Annotated in this window: 23 protein-coding genes and 1 tRNA gene; 16 read left to right on the top strand and 8 right to left on the bottom strand. The window is 54.8% G+C overall.

The window, feature by feature from the left end:
• Positions 1-345, bottom strand: a complete 345-nt coding sequence (locus DXY10_RS01000; protein WP_136988986.1) for a DUF1257 domain-containing protein — start codon at positions 343-345, stop codon at positions 1-3.
• A 43-nt stretch (positions 346-388) separates the two neighbouring features.
• Between DXY10_RS01000 and purN the strand changes: the two genes are divergently transcribed.
• Positions 389-1,033 (top strand): phosphoribosylglycinamide formyltransferase, encoded by a 645-nt coding sequence (gene purN / locus DXY10_RS00995; protein ID WP_115015055.1) that lies wholly within the window; start codon positions 389-391, stop codon positions 1,031-1,033.
• A 22-nt stretch (positions 1,034-1,055) separates the two neighbouring features.
• On the opposite strand, the gene argC is transcribed toward purN, so the two are convergent.
• Positions 1,056-2,162 carry an N-acetyl-gamma-glutamyl-phosphate reductase gene (gene argC, locus DXY10_RS00990; protein ID WP_115015051.1) on the bottom strand — a complete coding sequence of 369 codons (1,107 nt, stop codon included), beginning with the start codon at positions 2,160-2,162 and terminating at the stop codon, positions 1,056-1,058.
• 122 nt (positions 2,163-2,284) lie between these two features.
• Between argC and ribBA the strand changes: the two genes are divergently transcribed.
• A complete protein-coding gene (gene ribBA / locus DXY10_RS00985; RefSeq protein ID WP_244281874.1) occupies positions 2,285-3,946 on the top strand; it encodes a bifunctional 3,4-dihydroxy-2-butanone-4-phosphate synthase/GTP cyclohydrolase II in 1,662 nt (553 codons plus the stop codon).
• Between the two features lie 13 nt (positions 3,947-3,959).
• Here the strand turns inward: ribBA and DXY10_RS00980 are convergent, their stop codons facing one another.
• Entirely contained in the window at positions 3,960-4,385 is a 426-nt protein-coding gene (locus tag DXY10_RS00980) for a peptidylprolyl isomerase (RefSeq protein ID WP_371410920.1), read from the bottom strand.
• Between the two features lie 77 nt (positions 4,386-4,462).
• On the opposite strand from DXY10_RS00980, the gene mtnP reads away from it, so the two are divergent.
• Positions 4,463-5,380: an S-methyl-5'-thioadenosine phosphorylase gene (gene mtnP / locus DXY10_RS00975; RefSeq protein WP_115015045.1), complete on the top strand. Its 918-nt coding sequence runs from the start codon at positions 4,463-4,465 to the stop codon at positions 5,378-5,380.
• 17 nt (positions 5,381-5,397) lie between these two features.
• Here mtnP and murQ read toward each other — a convergent pair whose 3' ends face one another.
• The 4 genes from murQ to dnaK are packed head-to-tail and all read right to left on the bottom strand — an operon-like array spanning position 5,398 to position 9,738.
• Complete coding sequence (gene murQ, locus DXY10_RS00970; protein WP_244281853.1) at positions 5,398-6,357, bottom strand: N-acetylmuramic acid 6-phosphate etherase; 960 nt, start codon at positions 6,355-6,357, stop codon at positions 5,398-5,400.
• A 6-nt stretch (positions 6,358-6,363) separates the two neighbouring features.
• The gene (locus DXY10_RS00965) at positions 6,364-6,768 is read right to left on the bottom strand and encodes a DUF3110 domain-containing protein (RefSeq protein ID WP_115015043.1); all 405 of its coding nucleotides are present in this window, start codon (positions 6,766-6,768) and stop codon (positions 6,364-6,366) included.
• A gap of 59 nt (positions 6,769-6,827) precedes the next feature.
• Positions 6,828-7,757, bottom strand: coding sequence for a DnaJ C-terminal domain-containing protein (locus DXY10_RS00960; RefSeq protein WP_115015042.1), 930 nt, complete (start codon positions 7,755-7,757; stop codon positions 6,828-6,830).
• Positions 7,741-9,738, bottom strand: coding sequence for a molecular chaperone DnaK (dnaK, locus tag DXY10_RS00955; protein WP_115015040.1), 1,998 nt, complete (start codon positions 9,736-9,738; stop codon positions 7,741-7,743). Before dnaK ends, DXY10_RS00960 begins: the two co-directional genes overlap by 17 nt.
• Before the next feature lie 144 nt (positions 9,739-9,882).
• Here dnaK and pstC point away from each other — a divergent pair, with 144 nt between their 5' ends.
• The 3 genes from pstC (at position 9,883) to pstB (ending at position 12,626) form a co-directional block, all read left to right on the top strand.
• The gene (gene pstC, locus DXY10_RS00950) at positions 9,883-10,833 is read left to right on the top strand and encodes a phosphate ABC transporter permease subunit PstC (protein ID WP_115015038.1); all 951 of its coding nucleotides are present in this window, start codon (positions 9,883-9,885) and stop codon (positions 10,831-10,833) included.
• Positions 10,833-11,732, top strand: coding sequence for a phosphate ABC transporter permease PstA (gene pstA, locus DXY10_RS00945; protein WP_115015036.1), 900 nt, complete (start codon positions 10,833-10,835; stop codon positions 11,730-11,732). Before pstC ends, pstA begins: the two co-directional genes overlap by 1 nt.
• A gap of 75 nt (positions 11,733-11,807) precedes the next feature.
• Positions 11,808-12,626, top strand: coding sequence for a phosphate ABC transporter ATP-binding protein PstB (gene pstB, locus DXY10_RS00940; RefSeq protein WP_115015034.1), 819 nt, complete (start codon positions 11,808-11,810; stop codon positions 12,624-12,626).
• Between the two features lie 62 nt (positions 12,627-12,688).
• On the opposite strand, the gene DXY10_RS00935 is transcribed toward pstB, so the two are convergent.
• Positions 12,689-12,775: transfer RNA gene (locus DXY10_RS00935), tRNA-Ser, on the bottom strand.
• A gap of 53 nt (positions 12,776-12,828) precedes the next feature.
• Between DXY10_RS00935 and DXY10_RS00930 the strand changes: the two genes are divergently transcribed.
• The 10 genes from DXY10_RS00930 to DXY10_RS00885 all read left to right on the top strand — a co-directional run bounded on the left by DXY10_RS00930 (position 12,829) and on the right by DXY10_RS00885 (position 22,202).
• The gene (locus DXY10_RS00930; RefSeq protein ID WP_115015032.1) at positions 12,829-13,197 is read left to right on the top strand and encodes a 2Fe-2S iron-sulfur cluster-binding protein; all 369 of its coding nucleotides are present in this window, start codon (positions 12,829-12,831) and stop codon (positions 13,195-13,197) included.
• A 1-nt stretch (position 13,198) separates the two neighbouring features.
• The gene (locus tag DXY10_RS00925) at positions 13,199-14,086 is read left to right on the top strand and encodes an inositol monophosphatase family protein (protein ID WP_244281852.1); all 888 of its coding nucleotides are present in this window, start codon (positions 13,199-13,201) and stop codon (positions 14,084-14,086) included.
• A gap of 22 nt (positions 14,087-14,108) precedes the next feature.
• Positions 14,109-15,287 (top strand): ATP phosphoribosyltransferase regulatory subunit, encoded by a 1,179-nt coding sequence (locus tag DXY10_RS00920; RefSeq protein ID WP_115015028.1) that lies wholly within the window; start codon positions 14,109-14,111, stop codon positions 15,285-15,287.
• A gap of 45 nt (positions 15,288-15,332) precedes the next feature.
• Positions 15,333-15,557, top strand: a complete 225-nt coding sequence (locus DXY10_RS00915) for a ferredoxin family protein (protein WP_115015026.1) — start codon at positions 15,333-15,335, stop codon at positions 15,555-15,557.
• An 89-nt stretch (positions 15,558-15,646) separates the two neighbouring features.
• Positions 15,647-17,551 (top strand): molecular chaperone HtpG, encoded by a 1,905-nt coding sequence (gene htpG, locus DXY10_RS00910; protein WP_115015025.1) that lies wholly within the window; start codon positions 15,647-15,649, stop codon positions 17,549-17,551.
• A gap of 61 nt (positions 17,552-17,612) precedes the next feature.
• Entirely contained in the window at positions 17,613-17,849 is a 237-nt protein-coding gene (gene rpmB, locus DXY10_RS00905) for a 50S ribosomal protein L28 (protein WP_115015341.1), read from the top strand.
• 46 nt (positions 17,850-17,895) lie between these two features.
• Positions 17,896-18,453, top strand: coding sequence for a peroxiredoxin (locus DXY10_RS00900; RefSeq protein WP_115015023.1), 558 nt, complete (start codon positions 17,896-17,898; stop codon positions 18,451-18,453).
• Positions 18,454-18,565: 112 nt separating this feature from the next.
• Positions 18,566-20,059, top strand: coding sequence for a glucosylglycerol-phosphate synthase (gene ggpS / locus DXY10_RS00895; protein ID WP_115015021.1), 1,494 nt, complete (start codon positions 18,566-18,568; stop codon positions 20,057-20,059).
• The gene (locus tag DXY10_RS00890; RefSeq protein ID WP_115015019.1) at positions 20,056-21,342 is read left to right on the top strand and encodes an ABC transporter substrate-binding protein; all 1,287 of its coding nucleotides are present in this window, start codon (positions 20,056-20,058) and stop codon (positions 21,340-21,342) included. Before ggpS ends, DXY10_RS00890 begins: the two co-directional genes overlap by 4 nt.
• Complete coding sequence (locus DXY10_RS00885) at positions 21,339-22,202, top strand: carbohydrate ABC transporter permease (protein ID WP_115015017.1); 864 nt, start codon at positions 21,339-21,341, stop codon at positions 22,200-22,202. The genes DXY10_RS00890 and DXY10_RS00885 overlap by 4 nt, the downstream gene beginning before the upstream one ends.
• Position 22,203: the final 1 nt, after the last annotated feature.

Below are 22,203 nucleotides of genomic sequence, written 5' to 3'. Positions count from 1 at the left end.
TCAACAGGCGTATACGTCCTTCAAAGCGGGAGATGATTCAACCTCATCCAAGGCTTTGGATAAGGCATAGAGCCGAAGAATGCGTTGCAACCTCGGTTGGTAGGTATCAGCGGCACCCTGGCGTTCGAGATCAGCAATCAGTTCAAGCTGTGGACCGGATGCAGACCGTCGCCAGGCGAAATGGGTACCAGCGGAGCTGGTGGCTTTGAGATCAAATCGCAGACTTTCACCGGCAAAACCGATCAGTCGTCCCTCGCGTTCAACGCGATAGCCCTGACCGATGAGGACAGAAGCCAGACGGTCGAGATCGGTAAGGGCTGTGGGCAGGATGGACAAATGGGACACGGTTTGAATGCCCGCTTTGTCAAACACTAGCCACTTCAATCCAATGGACGCTCGGCGTGGGGATGTCCTGATCGCTCCGTTGGAGCGTGCCTGGCCACAGTTCAACACGCCGCTGCGCCTGGGCGTGATGGCCTCTGGACATGGCAGCAATTTCGAGGCTCTGGTGCAGGCAAGCCAAGAACGACTGCATGCTCAGATCGAGCTGCTGGTTGTGAATAATCCAGGCTGTGGGGCCCAACAAAGAGCAGAACGGCTCGCTGTGCCCTGCCTTGTGCATGACCATCGCCGTTACAGCAGCCGTGAAGACCTCGACAGGGCCCTTGTTGACAGTTTTCGCCAGGCCGGAGTCGAAGCGGTGGTGATGGCTGGTTGGATGCGGATTGTCACACCTGTGTTGATCAATGCCTATCAAGAACGACTGATCAACATCCACCCCTCTCTTCTACCGAGCTTTCGGGGTGTGAATGCTGTTGGTCAAGCGCTGGCCGCTGGCGTACGAATCACAGGCTGTACGGCACATTTGGTGCGTGAGGACGTGGACACCGGACCTGTGATCAGCCAAGCAGCCGTACCAGTGTTGGAAGGCGACGATCACGAGACACTGTCGTCACGTATCAGTGTTCAAGAGCACCGGATCTTGCCTTGGGCCGTGGCGTTAATTGGTGAACGTTGGCGATCAGGAGGTTGAGGGCCAACAGGCCTTGCCCTGATCAGGGATAAAACGGATCGAGTGGCAGGCCCGTGGTGGCCGTGAGCCCTGCCATCAGATTGAGGCACTGCACCCCCTGACCAGCCTGCCCTTTCATCAGATTGTCGACAGCACTCATCAGCACTAACCGTCCGGTACGGCTATCGACCTGAACAGACAGCAGGGCCTGGTTGGTGTGTTTGGCCCACTTCGTGGCCGGATACGTACCGACGGGGAGAACGCGCACGCAGGGGTGGTGGCGATACACAGCCTCCAAGACCGTTGTGCAATCGTCTGCAGTCAAGCCTGGATCCCTCAGCCGGGCATAAACGGTGGCCAGAAGACCACGAACCATGGGTACAAGGTGCGGGGTGAACTGGAGATTGATCTGACATCCAGCCACGGATGAGGCGATCTGTTCGATCTCTGAAGTGTGGCGATGGCCCACAACGCCGTAGGGGCAGATCGATTCAGACGCTTCCGCGAGGAGCAGGTTTTCCTTCGCAGCTCTTCCCCCTCCGGAGGTTCCTGTTTTGGCGTCAATGATCAATCCGTCGGTCTCGATCAGTCCTTGCTTCAGGAAGGGCAGAAGTGGGAGAAGGCTTGTCGTAGGGAAGCATCCTGGGGCGGCAACGAGACGGGCCTGAGCGATTGCCGGTCCATGCCATTCCGGCAGTCCGTAAACCGCCTCCTGGCAGAGGTCGGAGTCTTGCCGTTGATGCTTCTGTGCCTCATGCACATAGACCTGAGACCATTCGTCCAGGCTGCGATAGCGGTAATCAGCCGACAAATCCACAACACGAACGCCCCGCTCAAGCAGCTTGGGAACCATCTCACTCGCGAGACCGTTGGGAAGACTGAGCACGGCGTAGTCAGCCGCCTCGGAGATCCTGTCGGCATCAGGAGCTTCGACAACGGGGTCATCCAACAAGGGAAGGAAAGGGCAAACATCACTCCAGCGCTTGCCTGCACTGCGCTCACCGCCAAGGAAGGTGACTGCGAACTGGGGATGGGCTTGTAAGAGCCGGAGGGTCTGCAAACCGCCGTAGCCAGAGGCTCCCACGACCGCGACGCGTCCGACAACCCCGCCCGAGGCGATAGGGGCGGGAATCGTGGAAGTGGGCTGCATGCGTCGTTTGGGTGTTCGGCTGATCGTACTGATGTCGATAATGAATGCAGATTGTTGGCTTCTGAACTCCCCTGAGCACGCCTTCCACTGCTGACGCGGTTCAAACCGTTCGCTTCGACACGATTCCTGATGCCCTTGCTGCGATCCGCAACGGCGAATGTGTCGTTGTGGTGGATGACGAACGCCGCGAAAACGAAGGTGACCTGATCTGCGCAGCCCAATACGCTTCCCCGGATCAGATCAACTTCATGGCCACCCATGCCAGGGGATTGATCTGTCTGGCCATGGAAGGTCAGCAGCTTGATGCTCTTGATCTGCCTTTGATGGTTGATCGCAATACCGATGCCAACCAAACAGCCTTCACGGTGAGCATTGATGCAGGCCCTGAAAATGGTGTTTCAACGGGGATCTCGGCTGAAGACCGTTCCAAAACCATCCAGGTTGCTCTGCGACAGGATGCACGTCCTACGGATCTGCGCCGTCCTGGTCATATTTTCCCGCTGCGCGCTCGCCAGGGAGGCGTTCTGAAGCGAGCCGGCCATACCGAGGCAGCCATCGATCTTTCCGCCCTTTCTGGCCTCATCCCAGCCGGTGTGATCTGCGAAATCCAAAATGCAGATGGTTCGATGGCCAGGCTTCCCCAACTCAAGGAGTATGCGGATCAATGGAATCTTCGCCTCATCAGCATTGCTGACCTGATTCGTTACCGGCTTGAGAATGAACGTTTTGTTGTGCGTCAGGCTTATGCCTCGATGCCCAGTGTTTTCGGTGAATTCAAGGCCATTGGTTATCGCAATGAGCTAGATGGAAGCGAGCATGTCGCCATTGTCAAAGGCGATCCCGATCGCTTGAGCGAACCCGTTCTGGTGCGCATGCACTCCGAGTGCCTCACCGGTGATGCCTTCGGATCACTGCGTTGTGATTGCAGGCCGCAACTGGAGGCTGCACTGCGTCAAATTGAAGCTGAGGGAGAAGGCGTGGTGGTCTATCTGCGTCAGGAAGGACGTGGGATCGGTCTGATCAACAAACTCAAGGCCTACAGCCTTCAGGATGGTGGCCTAGACACGGTTGAAGCGAATGAGAAGCTGGGGTTTCCGGCCGATCTGCGTAACTACGGGGTCGGGGCTCAGATTCTTAGTGATCTTGGCATTCATCGTCTTCGTCTTCTGACGAACAATCCACGCAAGATCGCTGGTCTTGGTGGTTATGGCCTGGAGGTGGTGGATCGGGTGCCGCTGGTGATCAATCCAGGCGATCACAATGCCGATTATCTCGCCGTTAAGCGTGACAAGTTAGGCCACCTATTTCAGGGTACTGTTGATCAGCCAAGTGCACCGATCATTAGCATCGAAGACTCAACCATTGCACCAATAACAAGCCAAACGGTGATTAGCTGGGATGGCAATTGTAGTTCAGATCAACTCCCCTTGATCCGCACCAGATGCGAAACAGCAGCCAGCAACGTTGAAGTTTCGATCACTGCCAACTCATCACCGAGGCTTTTGGCCCTGTGGGAACGTCCACAATTTGCCTGGCGCATCACGGATGTACAGAGAGGCCCAGGTGGTAGCTCCTTCACCACGCGACTCCGGTCGCTGATTCAAACACTCGCTTCTTGGCAGGAAACCAGCCGCATTGGTCTCTACACCGCTCCAACGGCGCAGCAAATCAATCACCCATCGCAGACCCTGGAGCGGATCGAAGCATCCCTCGAAGACGTCAGAAGCGGACGGATGCCTGAACAGAGTCAGCTTGAGAAGCCGACTCTGCTGTTATGGAGTTGATCGTGGAGACCAATCAGTCCTGAACGGTCACTTTGTTGATTCGGGAACCATTGCGCAGGGCCATCACAACGTTCATATCCCCGGTTTGACCAAAAACCGTGTGCACTCCATCCAGGTGAGGCTGTGCTTCGTGAACGATAAAAAACTGGCTACCGCCAGTGTTAGGGCCAGCATGGGCCATTGAGAGCGCACCTGGACCATGCTTTCGGCTGTTGATCTCGCAATCGATCATGTAGCCGGGACCTCCGGTACCAGCCATTCCCTTGGCGCCTTCACGTGAATTCGGACAGCCGCCCTGGGCCATAAAACCGTCGATGACCCGATGGAAGGCAAGACCGTCATAGAACCCGTCTTTAGCCAATTTGACGAAGTTGGCCACCGTTTTCGGGGCGTCGTTATCGAACAAGTCCAGCTTGATCTGGCCGGCATCGGTTTCCATCAGAACAGTCGTCAAAACGCTGGCTGCAAAAGACCATGCTACGCAGGTGCAGGATGGACTGAATGACATCCCTTGCCATGCCCACTGACGCCCTTCAGGACAACCTCCAAGAGGCCCGAGTTGGAGTGATCGGCGGCAGTGGGCTCTATGCCATCGAGGGATTGGAGGGAGTCAAGGAACTACAAGTGAACACGCCTTTCGGTGAGCCTTCTGATTCCTTTCGAATCGGCCGCTTGAACGGAGCTGAAGTGGTGTTCCTTGCTCGACATGGTCGAGGTCATCATCTGCTGCCAACGGAAGTGCCCTATCGGGCAAACATCTGGGCCATGCGATCACTTCAAGTTCGATGGCTGGTATCCGTATCGGCTGTTGGTTCCTTACAGGCCCATCTTCAACCGCGCGACATGGTCGTGCCGGAACAATTTATTGATCGCACAATGCAGCGACCGGCAAGCTTTTTCGGCAACGGTTGTGTTGCTCATGTCAGTCTCGCTGACCCCTTCTGCCCAAAGCTCAGTGCCCTCTTAGCAACGGCGGCGGAAACCTCACTACCGGATGGTCAACGACTGCACCGGGGTGGGACGTATTTATGCATGGAGGGACCTGCCTTTTCGACCCGGGCGGAAAGTGAGCTGTACCGAAGTTGGGGCTGTGATGTGATTGGCATGACCAACCACACGGAAGCCCGTCTCGCCCGTGAAGCTGAGATCGCCTATGCGTCTCTCAGCATGGTCACCGACTTTGACTGCTGGCATACGGATCATGATGCTGTCAGTGTCGAGATGGTGATCGCCAATTTGCAGGCCAATGCCGCAGCCACAGGTCCGATTCTTCAGGAGCTCATGCAAGCCCTGGCTGCGTCGCGCCCCCTTTCACCAGCGCACACAGCTCTAGCGGATGCCTTGATGACGCGTCCTGAGTCGGTTCCAGCCACAACACGCCAAGCCCTTGACCTGTTCACAAGCCCCTATTGGGGAGCTTTCAACGCTGACTAAGCCGAGAGTCTGGTGATTCAGGATGCTTTCAGCTCAGCGTCACAACTGCTCAAAGCCTCCCGTAGCTGATTGCCGTGATTGGCGAGTACTGAGCGGGCTTCTTGCAACGGAAGTCCGGTGCCTGCCATCAATAGCGCCAGCTTCACAGAGCCGTCAGCCTGTCGGAGCAATTCAATGCCACGATCGCGCGGAACATTCGCCAGATCCCTAAGGATGCGCAGAGCACGATCCATCAGCTTGCTGTTGGTTGCTGCGACATCAACCATGCGATTTCCGTACACCTTCCCCAAGCGCACCATCACCGAGGTTGAAATCACGTTGAGCGCCATTTTTGTTGCAGTGCCAGCCTTCAGGCGAGTTGAGCCCGTCAGCAGCTCAGGGCCTGTGATCAAACGGATATCAATGTCGCAACCGATCGGCACCTGCTCGGCAGGAACGCAGGCCATCGCAATGGCAAGTGCTCCGGTGGATCGTGCATAGTTCAGGGCACCATGCACATAGGGCGTCGTTCCTCCCGCTGCGATTCCGATCACGCAATCTGCTGCCCCAAGCTTGCAATCCTGAAGATCACTGGCTCCAGCATCACTGAGATCCTCGAGTCCTTCTGAACTGCGGAGTAGAGCAGGAGCGCCTCCGGCAAGAACACCCTGCACAAGCTCGGGAGGACTACAGAAGGTAGGTGGGCATTCTGCGGCGTCCAGAACGCCAAGCCTGCCAGACGTACCAGCTCCCACATAGAAAAGGCGTCCTCCAGCACGCAACCGCTCGGAAATGCGTTCAACAGCCTCAGTGATTGCCCCAGCAGCTTGAGCCACAGCCTGTTGAGGTTTGACGTCTTCGCTAATGAACAGGGCGACCAGGTCTTCGACGCTGAGGGTGTCGAGATCACTGCTGCGGGGATTGGACTGTTCGGTGAGCAGGTGGCCACGATCGTCGGACGCCACAAGCATTGGCTCTGAGTCGAAGGGTTCCGTCATCGTCGCTCAGAGCAATCCTTCAAGGCGCCGGCGGATCTCATCCAGATCACTGCTATTGCCTTTGGTTGGAGCAGCAGTTTCATCACCTTCTTCTGACTCCTGCCAAGTGCTCACATCACGATTCGCGGATGGAGGCGCAAGCAGCAACCGGTCTTCATCCGTCTGGGGAACAAATCCAGACTCCACAAGCCTTGGTTCGTAACCGGCCTGACGGCAGAAGATCTCAATCTCTTCGCGATCCAAGGCTTCGATGGTTGGAACTGGAAAGTCCTGCGCCTCCAGCAGTCCGGCATAACGATCCGCATCATCACGGTTCTCGAACATCAACACCACTGTGTTTCCTGACACTTCCAGTGAGTGAATGCCTTCACTGTCCTGTCCGGCGTCATAAAGAAGAACGTGAACAAGCATTCGGCGCAGAAAATCAAGGCCAGTCTCTCACCGATCAGCCAGAAACCGATCGGACAGGATCAGTCGAGCTCAGTCTCGAGGGCTAGTTCCTGCAGTCTTCGATAGAGAGCCCGTTCCGCCTCCGTGAGCTGAGCAGGAATCACAACGACGATCTCCACCAATTGGTCACCCCGACGATCGTCCGATTCGAGTCCTCGTCCACGCAGTCGCAGCAACCGGCCGCTGGAGGAGCCTGGTGGCACCTGGAGCGTTACCGGTCCAGAAAGAGTCGGCACGTCAACGGCACAGCCCAGAGCAGCATCGGCGGGTAGGAGCTCAAGGCGATAGTGCACGCGAAGCCCATCAATGCGAAGGCCCTCCTCCGTTTGCACTCGCAAATGGAGGAAGTGATCTCCTCCCCCAGGTGTGACGCCGGCCAGCCTGAGCCTCCAACCATCGCCGGCCTGAGGTGGAGTTAGCACCTCAACGAGGGTTCCATCCCTGAGCTCAATCTCAACAGCGGTTCCGCACAGTGCCTGATCCGGCGTGAGCAACACATCAGTTTCCAGAGTTTCCGCTGCCTGCACAGGCGGAGGTGGGGGTGGTGGGGCTGTAGCCGGCCAATCGCCAGAAAAATGCTGTGAGTCGGCTGGTGAATCGGTCACCGTTTGCCGTGCCTCATCGTCTTGATCACTGGCCCGGCGTCGGCCCAAACCCAACACAACCTCGAGGTAATCCTCAAAGTCCGGAAAGCCTGAGGCAAAGGGGTCGACATGGGAAGGGGGATCGATGCTGCGTCCTTCCCAGGCGCGTCTCCGCTTCGGATCACTGAGCACCGCATAGGCCTCATTGACCAACTTGAACCGCTCTTCTGCCTGCCTGTCGTTGGCATTCAAATCCGGATGCCAGCGTCTTGCCTCGCGACGGAAGGCCCGCTTTAGGGCGTCCGCATCGCTATCTGGCTCGAGACCGAGCAGGGACCAGTAATTGGGTTCAGCGGTAGAAGTCATCGTCCCAGGGATCCATCCCTTGTCTTGACGAGCTGTATCGGCCCTGGGAGGGTCTGCCGCTGGGGCTCGACCAGGGATCCTCATCCCAGTCGTCATCAGCAAACAATTCATCCTTCAGAGAACCGAGAGTGTTTCTGATCCCCTGCAATGGACTGGACTCAGACCGTCGTTCTGCGGACAAACGTTTATTGAGACCAAACAAAGCCTCCTGGAGAGCACTAACACCCAGTTCCAATTCCTGAAGATCATCCTGTTCCAGAAGATCCTGGAGGTCACGCATGGCCATCTCCACGGCACGCTGCTGCCGCTCTGCCCCATAAGGACCCAATTCGAGGGCCGCATCCCTTAAACGACGTTCAGCCTGGGAGACCAACGTCAGGGCTCTATTGCGGCGCTCAATCGCAGCACGGGTGCGACGGTCTTCATCGGCCCGAGCTTCAGCTTCGGCCAGCAGAGCCTGCAGTTCGTCTTCGTTCAAATTCGATCCACCTTGGATCGTTACCGATTGCTTTCTGCCAGTGGTTCGATCCGTTGCACTCACTTGCAGGATGCCGTTGGCATCGATATCAAAGGCGACCTGAATCTGGGGGACACCGCGAGGAGCGGGAGGAATACCGGAGAGGCGAAACCGACCCAACGATTTGTTGTCGGAGGCCATTTGACGTTCTCCCTGCCAAACATGAATCTCGACCGACGACTGATTCGATTCGGAGGTACTGAACACATCCGACTGGCGAACGGGAATCGGAGTGTTGCGGGGAATCAAAACCTTCATCAGCCCTCCCACCGTTTCCAGACCTAGGGACAGTGGTGTCACATCATTCAGCAACAGATCACGCAGTTCTCCAGTGAGAATCCCGGCTTGAACCGCTGCCCCAACGGCGACAACCTCATCCGGGTTGACTGATTGGCATGGATCGTGAGGAATCAGGGTGCGCACCAGTTGTTGCACCATCGGCATTCGCGTGCCACCACCAACCAGCACCACATCATCAATATCGTCTGCCGCCCAGCCAGAATCACGCAAGGCTGCTTGGACGGGAACGAGCAGACGGTCGAGCAAATCAGGGCACAGACCCTCGAAGGTCGAGCGTTCCAATGAGGTTTCGATGTGAAGCGGGCCGTCGGTACCTGTGGCAATAAAAGGCAGTGAGATCGGTGTGATCACAACACCAGACAGCTCCTGTTTGGCCTTTTCTGCTGCCTCTGTCAGTCGCTGCAGAGCCTGCCTGTCACGACGTAGGTCGATGCCGTGAGCCTTCAAAAAAGCCTCTGCTAGCCAATCAACAATGCGCTGATCGAAGTCGTTACCACCCAATTGGGTGTCTCCGTTGGTGCTCTTGACATCAAAAACACCGTTAGCCACACGCAACAGTGAGACATCGAAGGTGCCACCACCAAGGTCAAACACCAACACACGCTTCACCGCACTGCGATCAAAGCCATAGGCCAGAGCTGCTGCAGTGGGTTCGTTAAGGATGCGTTCAACCTCAATCCCGGCGAGACGTCCGGCATCGCGGGTGGACTGACGCTGGGCATCATTGAAATAGGCAGGGACTGTAATCACCGCCGCTTCCACGCTTTCACCGAGATAGGTGGCGGCATCATCAACGAGCTTGCGAAGAATACTGGCCACCAATTCCTCAGGGGCGTATTCCCTTTCCGTGATTGGACAGGCCACGCGCACGTTGTTCTGAGCATTGGCTCGAACCGTGTATGGAACCGTCAGACTGCTGTCATCCAGTTCATCCCAACTGCGACCGACAAAGCGTTTGAGGTTGGAAAACGTATTTCTGGGGTTGAGGACCAGTTGACGCCGAGCTGCCTGACCAACAAGAAGTTCTGAATCCTTGGTGTAACCAAGCACTGATGGTGTGGTACGGGTTCCCTCGGCGTTCGCGATGACCTGCGGTCGACCCGCTTCCAACACCGCAACGACGGAATTGGTCGTTCCCAGGTCGATTCCGACGATCCGCCCCATGGCCGTGATTAGCGAACCTCCAAGTTAACGGGCCAAACCAAACGGCCCAAGCCCATTCATGATCGAATTTCCAATTGGTTAATACGGTCTTAGTGATCGAAGCGGTGGCTTCCGCGTACGTTTTAAGCACAGTGGCTCGCCTGCATGCCCATCGATCCCAACGACCTTTACAGGCTTCGGCGTCGCCCGCCTTCGGAAAAACAGCTCGACACGGGCTTCCATTGGCTGACTGTCTTGACGGCCTCAACCGTCGCGATTGTCCTGGTCTTGATCCTGGCCATCGTCTTTCACGGCTCCTTGGAGTCGATGGGGCTCTATGGATGGCGCTTCCTGGTCACCTCGAACTGGAACCCGGTCGACGACGAATACGGAGCCCTAACAGCCATCTACGGAACGATGGTGACTTCGTTGGTGTCATTACTTATTGCCGTTCCACTCGGAGTTGGCACCGCCATTTTCATCACAGAAAGGTTCATTCCTCGACCGCTTCGGGAAATGATCGGGCTGATGGTCGAGCTGCTTGCGGCGATTCCATCAGTGGTTCTAGGGCTATGGGCCATTTTCGTTCTGGAGCCAGCCTTGCGCCCCTTCCTGACCTGGTTGCACTTCACGTTTAAAGACATCCCGTTGTTCAGCACACAACCGCTGGGTCCAGGCATGACCCCTGCCATTTTGGTTCTTGTGGTGATGATCTTGCCGATCATCACGGCGATCTCTCGCGATTCACTGAATCAAGTGCCGATCAGGCTGCGGCAGGCTGCCTATGGAGTTGGCAGCACTCAATGGTCAGCCATCCTGCATGTGATCTTGCCTGCATCCATCTCCGGAATTGTGGGAGGTGTGATGTTGGCCCTTGGTCGTGCCATGGGTGAAACCATGGCAGTCACGATGATCATTGGCAATTCAAACAACTTCAGCTGGTCTCTACTCGCTCCCGGCAATACGATTGCCGCCATGTTGGCCAATCAATTTGGCGAGGCTGATGGCAGCCAGGTGTCCTCGCTGATGTATGCAGCATTCGTCTTAATCCTTTTAACACTAGTGGTCAACATCCTGGCCCAGTTAATCGTTAAACGGCTCAGCCTTAAGTACTGATGAATTCTACAATTACTCAGGCCAGTCGGCCTATTCCTGATCTCCGATACAAGCCAACGCGATCACGAAACGTCTTCGGGATCGCCTTGACTTCCATTGCAGGGCTCTTTTCACTCGTCGCTGTTCTGCCACTGTTTCTCGTTTTGAGCTATGTGCTTTACAAGGGTGCAAGCAAACTCAGCCTCGACCTGTTTTTCCTAGAGCAGCCCGCTCCAGGTTTGGAGGTGGGAGGAATCAGCAATGCAATCCAAGGTTCAATCATTGTGACCTTGATAGCCAGCCTTCTAGCGATCCCGATCGGTATTGGTGGTGGAGTATTTCTAGCAGAGTATTCACGCAATGGATGGTTTGCTCAGTTCATCCGATTTGGCACCAATGTTCTCTCGGGAGTTCCATCGATTATTGCCGGTGTCTTTATCTATAGCGCCATCGTTTCAACACGAATCCTGTTTGGTCACGCCTACAGCGCAGTAGCCGGGGGGATGGCATTGGCTGTTTTGATGTTGCCGACTGTGATCAAAACAACCGATGAAGGCCTGAAACTGGTCCCGGATGACCTACGCAGAGCCGCTCTCGGCGTCGGTGCTTCCCGTTTTGTCACGACCATTCGAATCACGTTGCCGAAGGCCTCGCGCTCAATTGCAACAGGGATTGTTCTATCGATCGCCAGGGCTGCTGGCGAAACCGCTCCGCTGATCTTCACAGCCCTGTATTCACCCTGGTGGGCAGAAGGGATCTTCAACCCTGTCGGCAGTCTCTCCGTATTGATCTTCAAGTTTGCAACCATGCCCTACGAGGTCCAGAACGAACTTGCCTGGGCTGCCTCGTTCGTACTAGTGGCCTTCATTCTTGGCCTCAATCTTGTGGCCCGGTGGATCAATACCTTCACCTCGCGTTGACCATTCCTAAGGTATTAACAGTCCACCCATCGCTCCAATTAGCTGATTAAAGGCAGCGCCTCCTCAATTCTTTCCATGACAGTCTCTGCAACTACTGCGACGCCTACCACTGGGGAAGAGATCTGCCTCTCCCTTGAGAATGTTTCGATCAGTTATGGCGGGGAAGAGGCGGTGCGCAACGTCTACTGCGCCATCCCTAGAGGACAGGTCACAGCCTTCATCGGCCCCTCTGGATGTGGGAAGTCCACGGTGCTGAGAGCACTGAACCGAATGAATGATTTAATTGATAACTGCACTCTTAGTGGACGAGTTGTCTTCGACGGTGCTGATCTTTACCATCCAGGCGTCGACCCCGTTGAGGTGAGAAGGCGGATTGGCATGGTTTTCCAGCAACCGAATCCATTCCCAAAAAGCATCTACGAAAATATTGCTTTTGGCGCCAGAATCAATGGCTATACGGGTGATATGGATGAATTAGTTGAACGCTCCTTACGACAAGCGGCTGTATGGGATGAATGCAAAGACAAACTAAATGAAAGCGGATGTTCTCTCTCTGGTGGCCAACAGCAACGCTTATGCATTGCTCGAACCATTGCAATTCAACCCGAAGTGATTCTAATGGACGAGCCTTGTTCTGCTCTTGATCCGATCTCAACCCTTAAAATTGAGGAAACCATGCATGAACTCAAAAAGACTTTCACCATTGTGATCGTGACGCACAACATGCAGCAAGCTGTGCGCGTCAGTGATAGGACAGCGTTTTTCAATGCCGAAGCGCAAGAGGGAGGCTCAGGAAAAGTAGGTTATCTGGTTGAATTCAATGAAACCGACAAGATTTTCAATTCACCGACCCAACAGGCCACCTATGACTATGTCTCTGGGCGTTTCGGCTGATCCGTAACCGTCCACCGAGCCAACCACTGCATAAAAAAACCGGCCTTAGGGCCGGTAGATAGCGGAGAGGGAGGGATTCGAACCCTCGATAGAGTTGCCCCTATACAGCATTTCCAGTGCTGCGCCTTCGACCACTCGGCCACCTCTCCAGCGGCTGGTTGGGGCAGTGCGAATGTAGCAGGGCGTTCGATCGATTTCGGCCATGCCCCGCAGCCACAGGGTGACCATCCATTGGCGACAGGAGCAACGCACGATTACCCATCAGGTGCCGGAGGGTGAGTACATCCTCCGCAGTTTTGAACTGCAAGGAGACCCTCTGCCTTTTTCTTGCCGTAACGGATGTTGCACAGCCTGTGCAGTGCGTGTTCTCAGCGGAGACCTTGATCAGAGAGAAGCGATGGGATTGTCGCGTGAGCTTCGTGACCAGGGCTACGGGTTGCTTTGTGTTGCCAGGGCAACCGCTGATCTGGAAGCAGAAACCCAGGATGAAGATGAGGTCTACGAGCTGCAGTTCGGACGTCACTTCGGCCAAGGCCGTGTCACCGCTGGTCTCCCACTCGACGAGGAATGACTTGAACCAATCGTCTTGCGAATCAGTTGCCAGTTCAGCTGGCCTGAACGCGTCGCAACTGACGCACTTGCATGCCACAGCGAAGAAAGCGGCTGAACATGGTGCAGAGCAGCTGATGGCCCACTACGGCCGACTGTCGAATATTCGCAGCAAAGGTCGTCAGGGAGATCTGCTCACTGAAGCTGATGAAGCGGCTGAGGCAGCGGTTCTACAGGTGCTTCAGACCGAAACACCCAAGATCGGAATCCTTGCTGAGGAATCAGGACTTCTTGGGCCACAGGATGGCTTGCAGTGGATGGTGGACCCCCTAGACGGCACGACCAACTTTGCCCACGGATATCCATTCTTCGCCACATCGGTTGGTTTGTGCTGGAACGGTGCTCCATTGCTTGGGGCCATTGCTGTTCCATATCTGAAGCAGATCTTTCACAGCTGTCCGGGCCAAGGCGCCTTCTGCAACGACGCACCAATTGCCGTCTCTCAGTGCTCTGATCTCAAGGATTCGCTTCTTGTGACAGGTTTTGCTTACGACCGCCACACCAGACTGGACAACAACTACGCCGAGTTCTGTTGGCTCACCCACCGAACCCATGGTGTTCGGCGTGGAGGGGCTGCCGCTGTTGACCTCGCCTTCGTCGCAGCGGGGCTGTTAGACGGTTACTGGGAACGAGGCCTCGCTCCTTGGGATCTAGCTGCAGGTGTCGCCCTGGTGCAACAGGCTGGTGGCGTTGTATCGGATTACGACCGAAGCCCCTTCCAACTGGGATCAGGCCGTGTGCTCGCCTCGAATCCTGCACTCCATGCACAAATCTCAAGCGAACTGGCACAGGTGAAACCGCTGTTGGGAGAGGTCATTGGCGAACCCAATCTCGGGCTCATGGGATCCTGAGTCATCTGTTGTTTGCACTGGGATGGCCCTGCAACCTGCCTCGGGCGCGCGTGATCTCAATCCCCAACAGGTGGAGCACAACCAGTTGCTGCGCGAGCGGCTCGCTGCTGTCTATCGCTGTTGGGGATACGACGAGGTCTCTCCACCTCAGGTGGAGCGGATGGACACCCTCAAAGCCGGTGGTGGCATTGACAGTGCAGACATTGTGCGTCTGGTCTCTGATGAGCCGCTCGGACTCCGTCCAGAACTGACCGCTTCCATTGCCAGAGCGGCAACTACCAGACTTGCTGAGCGTCCGCGTCCTTTACGACTCTGGTCGTCAGGAACCGTGTTTGAGAGCTGCGCCAACGATGAGGGTGGGCAGCGAATCGAAGAGAAGCTTCATAGCGGCGTTGAGCTGTTTGGGGCGAGCCAAGTCAATGGCGAATTAGAGCTGCTCTCCTTGCTGATGACCTCGATGCAAGCGCTTGAGCTCCAACAGAACCATGGGGCTCAGCTTCTGGTCGGCCATGCCGGCTTAATGAACCTGATTCTGTCTCCCTTCGTCCCCGAGGTCCGTCACCAGATCAAGCAGGCCCTTGTTTGCTTCGATCGCCTTCAACTCCAAGCGCTCGATTTACCAGCCGAGCAACTGCAACGGCTTCAGACACAAATCGACCTGCGAGGAGAACCCTCTGAAGTTCTCGCCGAGGAACGACGTGTGTTTGGCAGCCAGCCAGTGCTGTGCCATCTGGAACGCATGTTCAATCATCTACAACCAATAGCAGCTCAGCAAGGGATCAAACTGCAGCTCGACCCAAGTTTCCAGCCCCACTTCGAGTTGTATGACGGACTCGTTTTCCAGCTGGTTTGCCAGGGCCGTGCAGCACCTGTCGTGATCGCTCGTGGCGGCCGTTATGACCGTGTTTTGAAGCGCTTTGGAGCATCAGGCCACAACGCAGCAGGCCTTGGCTTCAGTTTTTGTTTGGACGACATCCGAGATCTGCCTGCAGCCGAACAACCGTGTGTGAGCGACTTGGATCGGGTTCTGGTTGCCTATGGCCCGGCCTCCAGTCTTGAAACAGCATTGCTCCATCAACAGGAGCTACACCGAAAGGGGATCAACGCCATGATCGAGCTGGATCCGGTGGAGAGTTCCGATCACGCCGAGTCACTACTGGCAACGCGTCGATGTAGCTCCCTTGCCTGGTTAGCGAGCTGACTGGGATCAACGGCTGACTAGGATCAACATCGCTTTGAGTGCCCCATGGCCCACACAATCGTGACCGATGTCTGCGAAGGCATCGCCGATTGCCTTGATGCGTGTCCTGTCGCCTGCATTCAGGCAGGCCAAGGCCGCAACAAGAAAGGTACCGAGTTCTACTGGATTGATTTCGATACCTGCATCGACTGCGGCATCTGTCTCCAAGTCTGTCCGGTGGAAGGTGCAATTCTTGCTGAAGAACGCTCTGATCTCCAGCGCACTCCCTAACCCTACGGGCAAGGTACGGAGACCTCACCAACAAAAGGCTTGAGCAGCTGAAGAGACATCCCTAATCTCGCCTTGTCCGATCTCGTGCCATGACCGTTCTAGAACAGGGTCAGATTCAGATCCATACTGAAAATATTTTCCCGATTATCAAGAAGGCGGTTTATTCCGGCCATGAGGTCTTTTTACGTGAACTAGTCAGCAACGCTGCTGATGCCATTAGCAAGCGGCGAATGGCGGCGATGGCGGGAGACTGCAGCGAAGGCGCCGAAGGCAACGTATCAATTCGGATTGATCGCGAGAATAAAACGATCACCATCACAGATAACGGCATTGGCATGACCGCCGATGAAGTAAAGCGCTATATCAATCAGGTTGCATTCTCAAGTGCAGAAGATTTCCTGGAAAAGTACAAGAAAGAAGACGACGCCATTATTGGACATTTCGGCCTAGGGTTTTATTCAAGTTTTATGGTCGCCCGAGAAGTTGAGCTGATTACCTGTTCAGCTCGACCCAACTCAGAGCCAGTGCGCTGGTGTTGCGACGGTTCCCCCAACTTCAGCCTTGAAGCTGCTGAGCGTAGTGAACCAGGCACAGACGTGATTCTGCATCTTCTCGACGAAGAAGTTGAATACCTCGAACCAGCCCGCCTTCGCAATCTGATCACGCAGTATTGCGACTTCATGCCGGTCACAGTGGAGCTAGAAGGAGAGCCAGTCAATAAAAAAATAGCACCATGGAGGCAATCACCAAGAGAGCTAACTGACGAGGACTACATTGAACTTTATCGATATCTTTATCCATTCCAGGGTGACCCATTGCTTTGGGTTCATCTCAATACAGATTACCCCTATGCACTGCAAGGCATTCTCTTCTTCCCGAAAGTGAGTGGTCGGGCCGACTGGGAAAAGGGCGAGATCCGTCTCTACTGCAATCAAGTCTTCGTTAGCGATTCAATCAAGGAAATAGTTCCTCGTTATCTATTGCCACTGCGAGGCGTGATCGACTCACCAGACATTCCTCTGAATGTCAGTCGCAGCGCATTGCAGACTGACCGCAGAGTGCGGTCTATTGGCAATTTTGTAGCCAAGAAAGTTGCTGATCGTCTACGCAGCCTCAAGCAAGAGGATGCCAAGTCCTACGCCGAGGCCTGGGATGCCTTGGCTCCATTCGTAAAGATCGGGGCCATGGAGGATGAAAAGTTTGCCGATCAGGTCAGTGAGCTCATCTTGTTTGGCACAACCGCACCACCAAATCCAAGCGAAACAGAAGAACCCATTGCCGTAGGGGATCAAGCCTTTACAACTTTGGCGGGCTATCGAGCCCGCCAAGCGAGCGATCATGTCAATCGTGTTCTTTACTGCACTGACGAAATCGCACAAGCAGGGGCTCTTAGCCTTTGGAAAGGCCAGGGAGCGGAAGTTCTCCTCGCCGAAACAGTGATCGACAGCCAATTCATTCCTTGGCTTGAATCGAAGCATAGTGAGCTCAAATTTCAGCGTATTGATGCCGAGCTCGACGAGAGCATGCGCGATGAACAACCTGAACTGACCGATCAAGATGGCGAAAGCCCAAGTGAAAGCCTGCGTGGCTTGATTAAAAAAGCGCTCAACAACGACAAGGTCACGATCCAGGTTCAAGCACTAAAAGGTGGTGCTGATTCTCCAGCGGCACTCATCCTTCTTCCTGAGCAGATGCGCCGTATGAATGACATCGGTGCTCTGATGGAGCAACGTCTCCCCGGATTACCAGACCATCATGTTCTTCTGGTGAATCGCCGTCATCCCATGGTGGAAGGCCTCTTGAAACTGAATGCGGGCAGCGTTCTCGTCAGTAATGAGACCAGTTCTCCAAGCCAGCAACTAGCTGCATCCCTAGCCAAGCATCTCTATGACATGGCTCGGTTGTCGGTCGGAGGGCTGGAGCCCAATGAGCTCGCAGGCTTTCAGTCCCGTAGCACCAAACTGATGTCAGAACTGATGGAGAGAGGGATGTGAGCGTCCCTCTTTGGTAGGATCAGCCCTTGGCTTAGTGCCACTGCTCTACAGGAAGTTCATCATGTCACGGGTGTGTCAGCTCACCGGTACTCGGGCTAACAACGGCATGGCCGTGAGCCATTCACATATCCGTACGAAGAAACTCCAGCAAGCCAATCTGCAACAGAGGCGGCTGTGGTGGGCAGAAGGCAATCGCTGGGTGAAGCTTCGTGTGACCACACGAGCCCTCAAGACCATTCAAAAGAAAGGCCTGGGTGCCTATGCTCGTTCTCTCGGTGTGGACCTGAGCAAGCTCTGAGTTCCAAGCCACTGGCAGCAGCCATCTCTTCAGCCCCGAAACCAGCATGAACCGACGTCAATTCATCCGTCGGCTCGCTGCGTTCGGGGCTTTTCTGTTGGCCCCAAGGCCTACAAAAGCATTAGGGGGGCCTTTACCGTCCATTGACCAGCAGGCTCCTGATTTTTCACTGCCAGGAACGGTGCGAGGCCAACAGGATCAAGACATCTGGAGCCTTGATCAGTTTCGGGGTCGATGGATCGTGTTGTATTTCTACCCACGCGATTTCACGTCGGGCTGCACCATTGAAGCCCACGGTTTTCAGCAATTGAACGATCAGTTTGAGCAGTCTGGAGCGTCAATTGTGGGCATCAGCGCTGATGGCGTCGACGACCATGCCTCCTTCTGCAGTTCGGAAGAGCTTGATTTCTTGCTGCTGTCCGACATGGACGGCCGGGTGAGCAAAGCCTATGGCTCATGGATGGCACCGTATTCGCTGCGTCACACGTTTTTAATCGATCCAACGGGGACGATTCGCCAAACTTGGACAGGGGTTCGGCCAATAGGGCATGCCAAAGAGGTGCTCGAAACCCTCACAACCTTCAAGGACAACGCATTGGCCTAAGAACGCCTAAGAACACAGTGGTTGGTGGTTGGCACCATTGCGTCGTGGAGCATGTGGGAAAATGGCAGTCAACCAGATGCCTGCCAAGGCACATGGCACTTAGAGGGCTTTCATGCTGAACGACGAAGGAAAGAGTTCTTTTATTCTTCTCTACCATCGAACCCCTTTTGATGAGGTCATTGATGACAATGGAAATCGAAGTTGGGGAGATCAAAAAAGTCCAAACGGTATCATCCCAACTCTAAGAAATCTATTCCGTAATCATCATGATGGTACCTGGATTGCATGGCGTCAGGTAGACGAGGTTAGTACCAGCGTTGACGAAAGAATCTCGATGGAGAATCCTTCTCCCTTTACATTGAGGCGTATTCCACTCGAGCAATATCAGATTTCTAGCTTCTATCACGTCACATCAAAGGAATCATTCTGGCCCATTCTCCATACTTTCCCCACCCACTTCGAAGTTAACAATGCCGACTGGGGGATTTTCGAAGACGTCAACCGTCGCTTTGCAGAGGCGGCATGCAAAGAAGCCGCAGAGGGTGCCACGGTTTGGATCCATGACTATAATCTTTGGCTGGCTCCTGGTTACATCAGAGCTGAACGTCCCGATCTAAAGATTGCCTTTTTTCATCACACCCCATTCCCGGGGAACGATGTCTTTGCAATTCTGCCTTGGCGTCATCAGATCCTCGAAAGCCTTCTCTGTTGTGATTTAGTCGGCTTCCATATTCCCCGTTACACAGAAAACTTTGCACGCGCGGCAAACTGCCTACTTGGTGCCAAGAAGGGCCCAAAACGTGCTGTAAACCCTCGTTTTCTCAGTACCGGCACGGCCCTCACAGAGCCATCAGAAACGCCTTGGCTTACTTATGAGGGGCGAACGATCCAGCTTGTGTCTTCACCAGTAGGAACGTCTCCGGATGTTATTCAAGCCCTTGTCGCTGATCAGGAGATCAAAAATCTTGGTGTTCATATTGAAGAAGACACTAGAAAGGGTAGGAAGCTGATCCTTTCCGCCAGCAGGGTGGACTACACCAAAGGCAATGAGGAACTACTTCTGGCCTTTGAGCGACTTCTCGAACGGCGCAAGGATCTTCATGGCAAAGTGGTATTAATGCTTGCCTGTGTCTCTGCAGCCAGCGGCATGAAAATTTACGAAGACACACAGCGTTCAATTGAGGAAATGGCAGGACGTATTAATGGCCGTTTTAGCCTCATTGACTGGGTTCCAATTCGTTTTTCGACTCGTCGCATTCCCTATGAAGAGATGGTGGCTTGGTTTACTCAATCTGATATTTGCTGGATTACGCCTTTGCGAGATGGTTTAAATCTCGTGGCTAAGGAATATGCCGCCGCACGAAAGAATCAAGGAGGCGTGTTGGTCTTGTCTGAATTTACAGGTGCCTCGGTTGTTCTTGACGGTGCTGTTTTGACCAATCCCTATTCGCACAGACGGATGGACGATGCGATTGAATTAGCCTTGGAGATGCCTGAAAATGAGCAAAAGCGGCGGATGCGAACGATGACTGCCGCGGTAGAAGCCTTTACGGTTCAAGACTGGGCTGAAGAACAAATGGGAAGCCTCGAGTTATCACCTCGATGAATCCACTGAAGAGGGTTGTTGCGCTGCGTCCACGTCTTCTGGCTGCACTGCTGGCGCTACTCATACTCCCGATCGGACTTGTATCAGCACCGTTTCGGCAGATTGAACGCATCAACATCCTGATGCCGGCTCCGTTCGCCGATGCAACCAGGCCATTGGTCGAGCAATTCAACCGCTTGCACAAAGGCAACATTCACCTTGATGTGATTCGCGGACCGTTTGAAACAGAAGCGATTTCTGATTTGGCCATCAGCAGCCTGCTTCTAGGAGATACACCCTTCGATGCGCTTTTGATGGATGTGACCTGGTTGCCGAAATATGCAGCTGCAGGATGGCTTCAATCTCTCGATCCCTGGTTCGACGCATCGGATGTGGAGACGCTTGCCACTGGTGCTCGCGAGGGGAATACCTACGAGGGCACTCTGTACCGCTGGCCCTTTGTGGCAAGCATGGGCCTGCTTTACTGGCGGACTGATCTAATGGATCAGCCACCCGAAACACCCGAGCAACTCGAAGCGATCAGCGTGAAGCTTCAAGCCGATCAAAAGGTTCCTTGGGGATACGTGTGGCAAGGGCGTCAATATGAAGGCCTCAGCTGTGTTTTCCTGGAAATCATCGACGGCTTCGGTGGGTACTGGATGGACCCGAAAAACGCTGCCTTTGGTCTCGACAAACGCAATGGAGTTGAAGCAGCAACCTGGCTACGCCATCTGATCAGTTCTGGCATTAGCCCCCAAGCAGTTACCAATTACGCCGAACCGGAAGCACTACAAAGTTTCAAAGTAGGGGATTCAGCCTTGATGCGAAATTGGCCCTATGCCTGGGCAGAGTTGCAGAAGCCCGACAGTGACGTGAAGGGGAAGGTAGGCATCACCACCATGGTGGCCAAGGAAGGATCCTCCTCAACAGCAACGCTCGGAAGTTGGGGTCTTGCGTTGTTGGAGACCAGTTCCCATCAAGATGCCACGGCAGAGGCCATTCGCTTCCTCACTTCAGAACAAGCTCAAAAGCAACTCTTTCTCTCTCATGGCTACACACCCGTACTCGTGTCGCTCTTTCACGATCAGGAGCTGATCAAGGTGAATCCAACCCTGCCAAAGCTTGCGGAGGCTCTAGAACACACAAAAGCCAGACCTGAAACCCCTCTCTATGCTCAATTGAGTGATGTTCTCCAGAGGGAACTGAGTGGCGTTCTGACTGGCGAAGTCAGTGCAGAACAGGGAATGAAAAATGCCACAAAGACCAGCACTGTGATCATGCGTTCTGCAGGAGATCGGCGTTGATGCTGCTGCTTCTTGTGCCAGCCGCCATCCTGCTGGCACTGGTGTTTGTGGCACCGATGCTGCACTACGTGTGGCTCAGTGCTCACGCCAACTCGGTGCTCACCGGATTAGTACCAATTCCGAATCAGGGGGCCAATTGGATTCGTTTAGTCAGCGATCAACGTTTTTGGCAGGATGCAGGCCAGACACTGCGTTTCACCGTCGTGTCGGTCAGCCTTGAAGTGCTTCTGGCACTTGCCATTGCCCTGTTACTCGATCAGCGCTGGAGAGGCCGTGGTGCGGCCCGAGCACTGACGCTCATTCCATGGGCTCTGCCCACCACAGTGATGGCGCTGGGCTGGCGCTGGATCTTCAACACCCCCTACGGACCACTGAATCAAACGGCGTCTCTCTTGGGGGTCGCTCCTCTCAATATCCTGTCCAATCCAGCGATCACATGGATGGCAACGGTGTTGGCCGATGTCTGGAAAACCACCCCCTTCGCCGCCTTAATTCTCCTAGCCGGCCTTCAAACCATCCCAACGGATCTGTACGAGGCGCTGCGTCTTGAAGGTGCATCCCAGCGAACCTGTTTCCTGCGCATCACCCTGCCTCTGCTGAAGCCCTACATCGCCCTTGCTCTCCTGTTTCGACTCGCTCAGGCCTTTGGTGTCTTTGATCTCGTGCAGGTCATGACTGGAGGTGGACCTGCCAGCAGCACTGAAAGCCTGGCGCTCTACGCTTACATCAATGCCATGCGCTTCCTTGATTTCGGCTATAGCGCCACAGTGATGATCGGTAGTTTCATCTTGCTACTACTGCTCTGCCTGATCAGTTGGTCCTTTCTGATTCGTCTTCAACACCGTACCGGGAGAGTCTGAC

Origin of the sequence: Synechococcus sp. UW140 (genome assembly GCF_900474295.1) — a bacterium.
GTDB lineage: Bacteria > Cyanobacteriota > Cyanobacteriia > PCC-6307 > Cyanobiaceae > Synechococcus_C.
Note: the sequence above shows the minus strand (reverse complement) of the source record. Positions and strands in the feature narration are given on the sequence as shown.

Excerpts from the sequence above, each read along its gene's own strand:
- murQ (WP_244281853.1), bottom strand. The coding sequence starts at position 6,357 with ATGACGGAACCCTTCGACTCAGAGCCAATGCTTGTGGCGTCCGACGAT.
- DXY10_RS00960 (WP_115015042.1), bottom strand. The coding sequence starts at position 7,757 with ATGACTTCTACCGCTGAACCCAATTACTGGTCCCTGCTCGGTCTCGAG.
- DXY10_RS00890 (WP_115015019.1), top strand. The coding sequence starts at position 20,056 with ATGAATCCACTGAAGAGGGTTGTTGCGCTGCGTCCACGTCTTCTGGCT.
- purN (WP_115015055.1), top strand. The coding sequence starts at position 389 with ATGGACGCTCGGCGTGGGGATGTCCTGATCGCTCCGTTGGAGCGTGCC.
- DXY10_RS00965 (WP_115015043.1), bottom strand. The coding sequence starts at position 6,768 with ATGCTTGTTCACGTTCTTCTTTATGACGCCGGACAGGACAGTGAAGGC.
- argC (WP_115015051.1), bottom strand. The coding sequence starts at position 2,162 with ATGCAGCCCACTTCCACGATTCCCGCCCCTATCGCCTCGGGCGGGGTT.
- ggpS (WP_115015021.1), top strand. The coding sequence starts at position 18,566 with ATGCTGAACGACGAAGGAAAGAGTTCTTTTATTCTTCTCTACCATCGA.
- pstB (WP_115015034.1), top strand. The coding sequence starts at position 11,808 with ATGACAGTCTCTGCAACTACTGCGACGCCTACCACTGGGGAAGAGATC.
- rpmB (WP_115015341.1), top strand. The coding sequence starts at position 17,613 with ATGTCACGGGTGTGTCAGCTCACCGGTACTCGGGCTAACAACGGCATG.
- pstA (WP_115015036.1), top strand. The coding sequence starts at position 10,833 with ATGAATTCTACAATTACTCAGGCCAGTCGGCCTATTCCTGATCTCCGA.
- pstC (WP_115015038.1), top strand. The coding sequence starts at position 9,883 with ATGCCCATCGATCCCAACGACCTTTACAGGCTTCGGCGTCGCCCGCCT.
- htpG (WP_115015025.1), top strand. The coding sequence starts at position 15,647 with ATGACCGTTCTAGAACAGGGTCAGATTCAGATCCATACTGAAAATATT.
- dnaK (WP_115015040.1), bottom strand. The coding sequence starts at position 9,738 with ATGGGGCGGATCGTCGGAATCGACCTGGGAACGACCAATTCCGTCGTT.
- DXY10_RS00915 (WP_115015026.1), top strand. The coding sequence starts at position 15,333 with ATGGCCCACACAATCGTGACCGATGTCTGCGAAGGCATCGCCGATTGC.
- mtnP (WP_115015045.1), top strand. The coding sequence starts at position 4,463 with ATGCCCACTGACGCCCTTCAGGACAACCTCCAAGAGGCCCGAGTTGGA.
- DXY10_RS00930 (WP_115015032.1), top strand. The coding sequence starts at position 12,829 with ATGCCCCGCAGCCACAGGGTGACCATCCATTGGCGACAGGAGCAACGC.
- DXY10_RS00900 (WP_115015023.1), top strand. The coding sequence starts at position 17,896 with ATGAACCGACGTCAATTCATCCGTCGGCTCGCTGCGTTCGGGGCTTTT.
- DXY10_RS00980 (WP_371410920.1), bottom strand. The coding sequence starts at position 4,385 with ATGGAAACCGATGCCGGCCAGATCAAGCTGGACTTGTTCGATAACGAC.
- DXY10_RS00920 (WP_115015028.1), top strand. The coding sequence starts at position 14,109 with ATGGCCCTGCAACCTGCCTCGGGCGCGCGTGATCTCAATCCCCAACAG.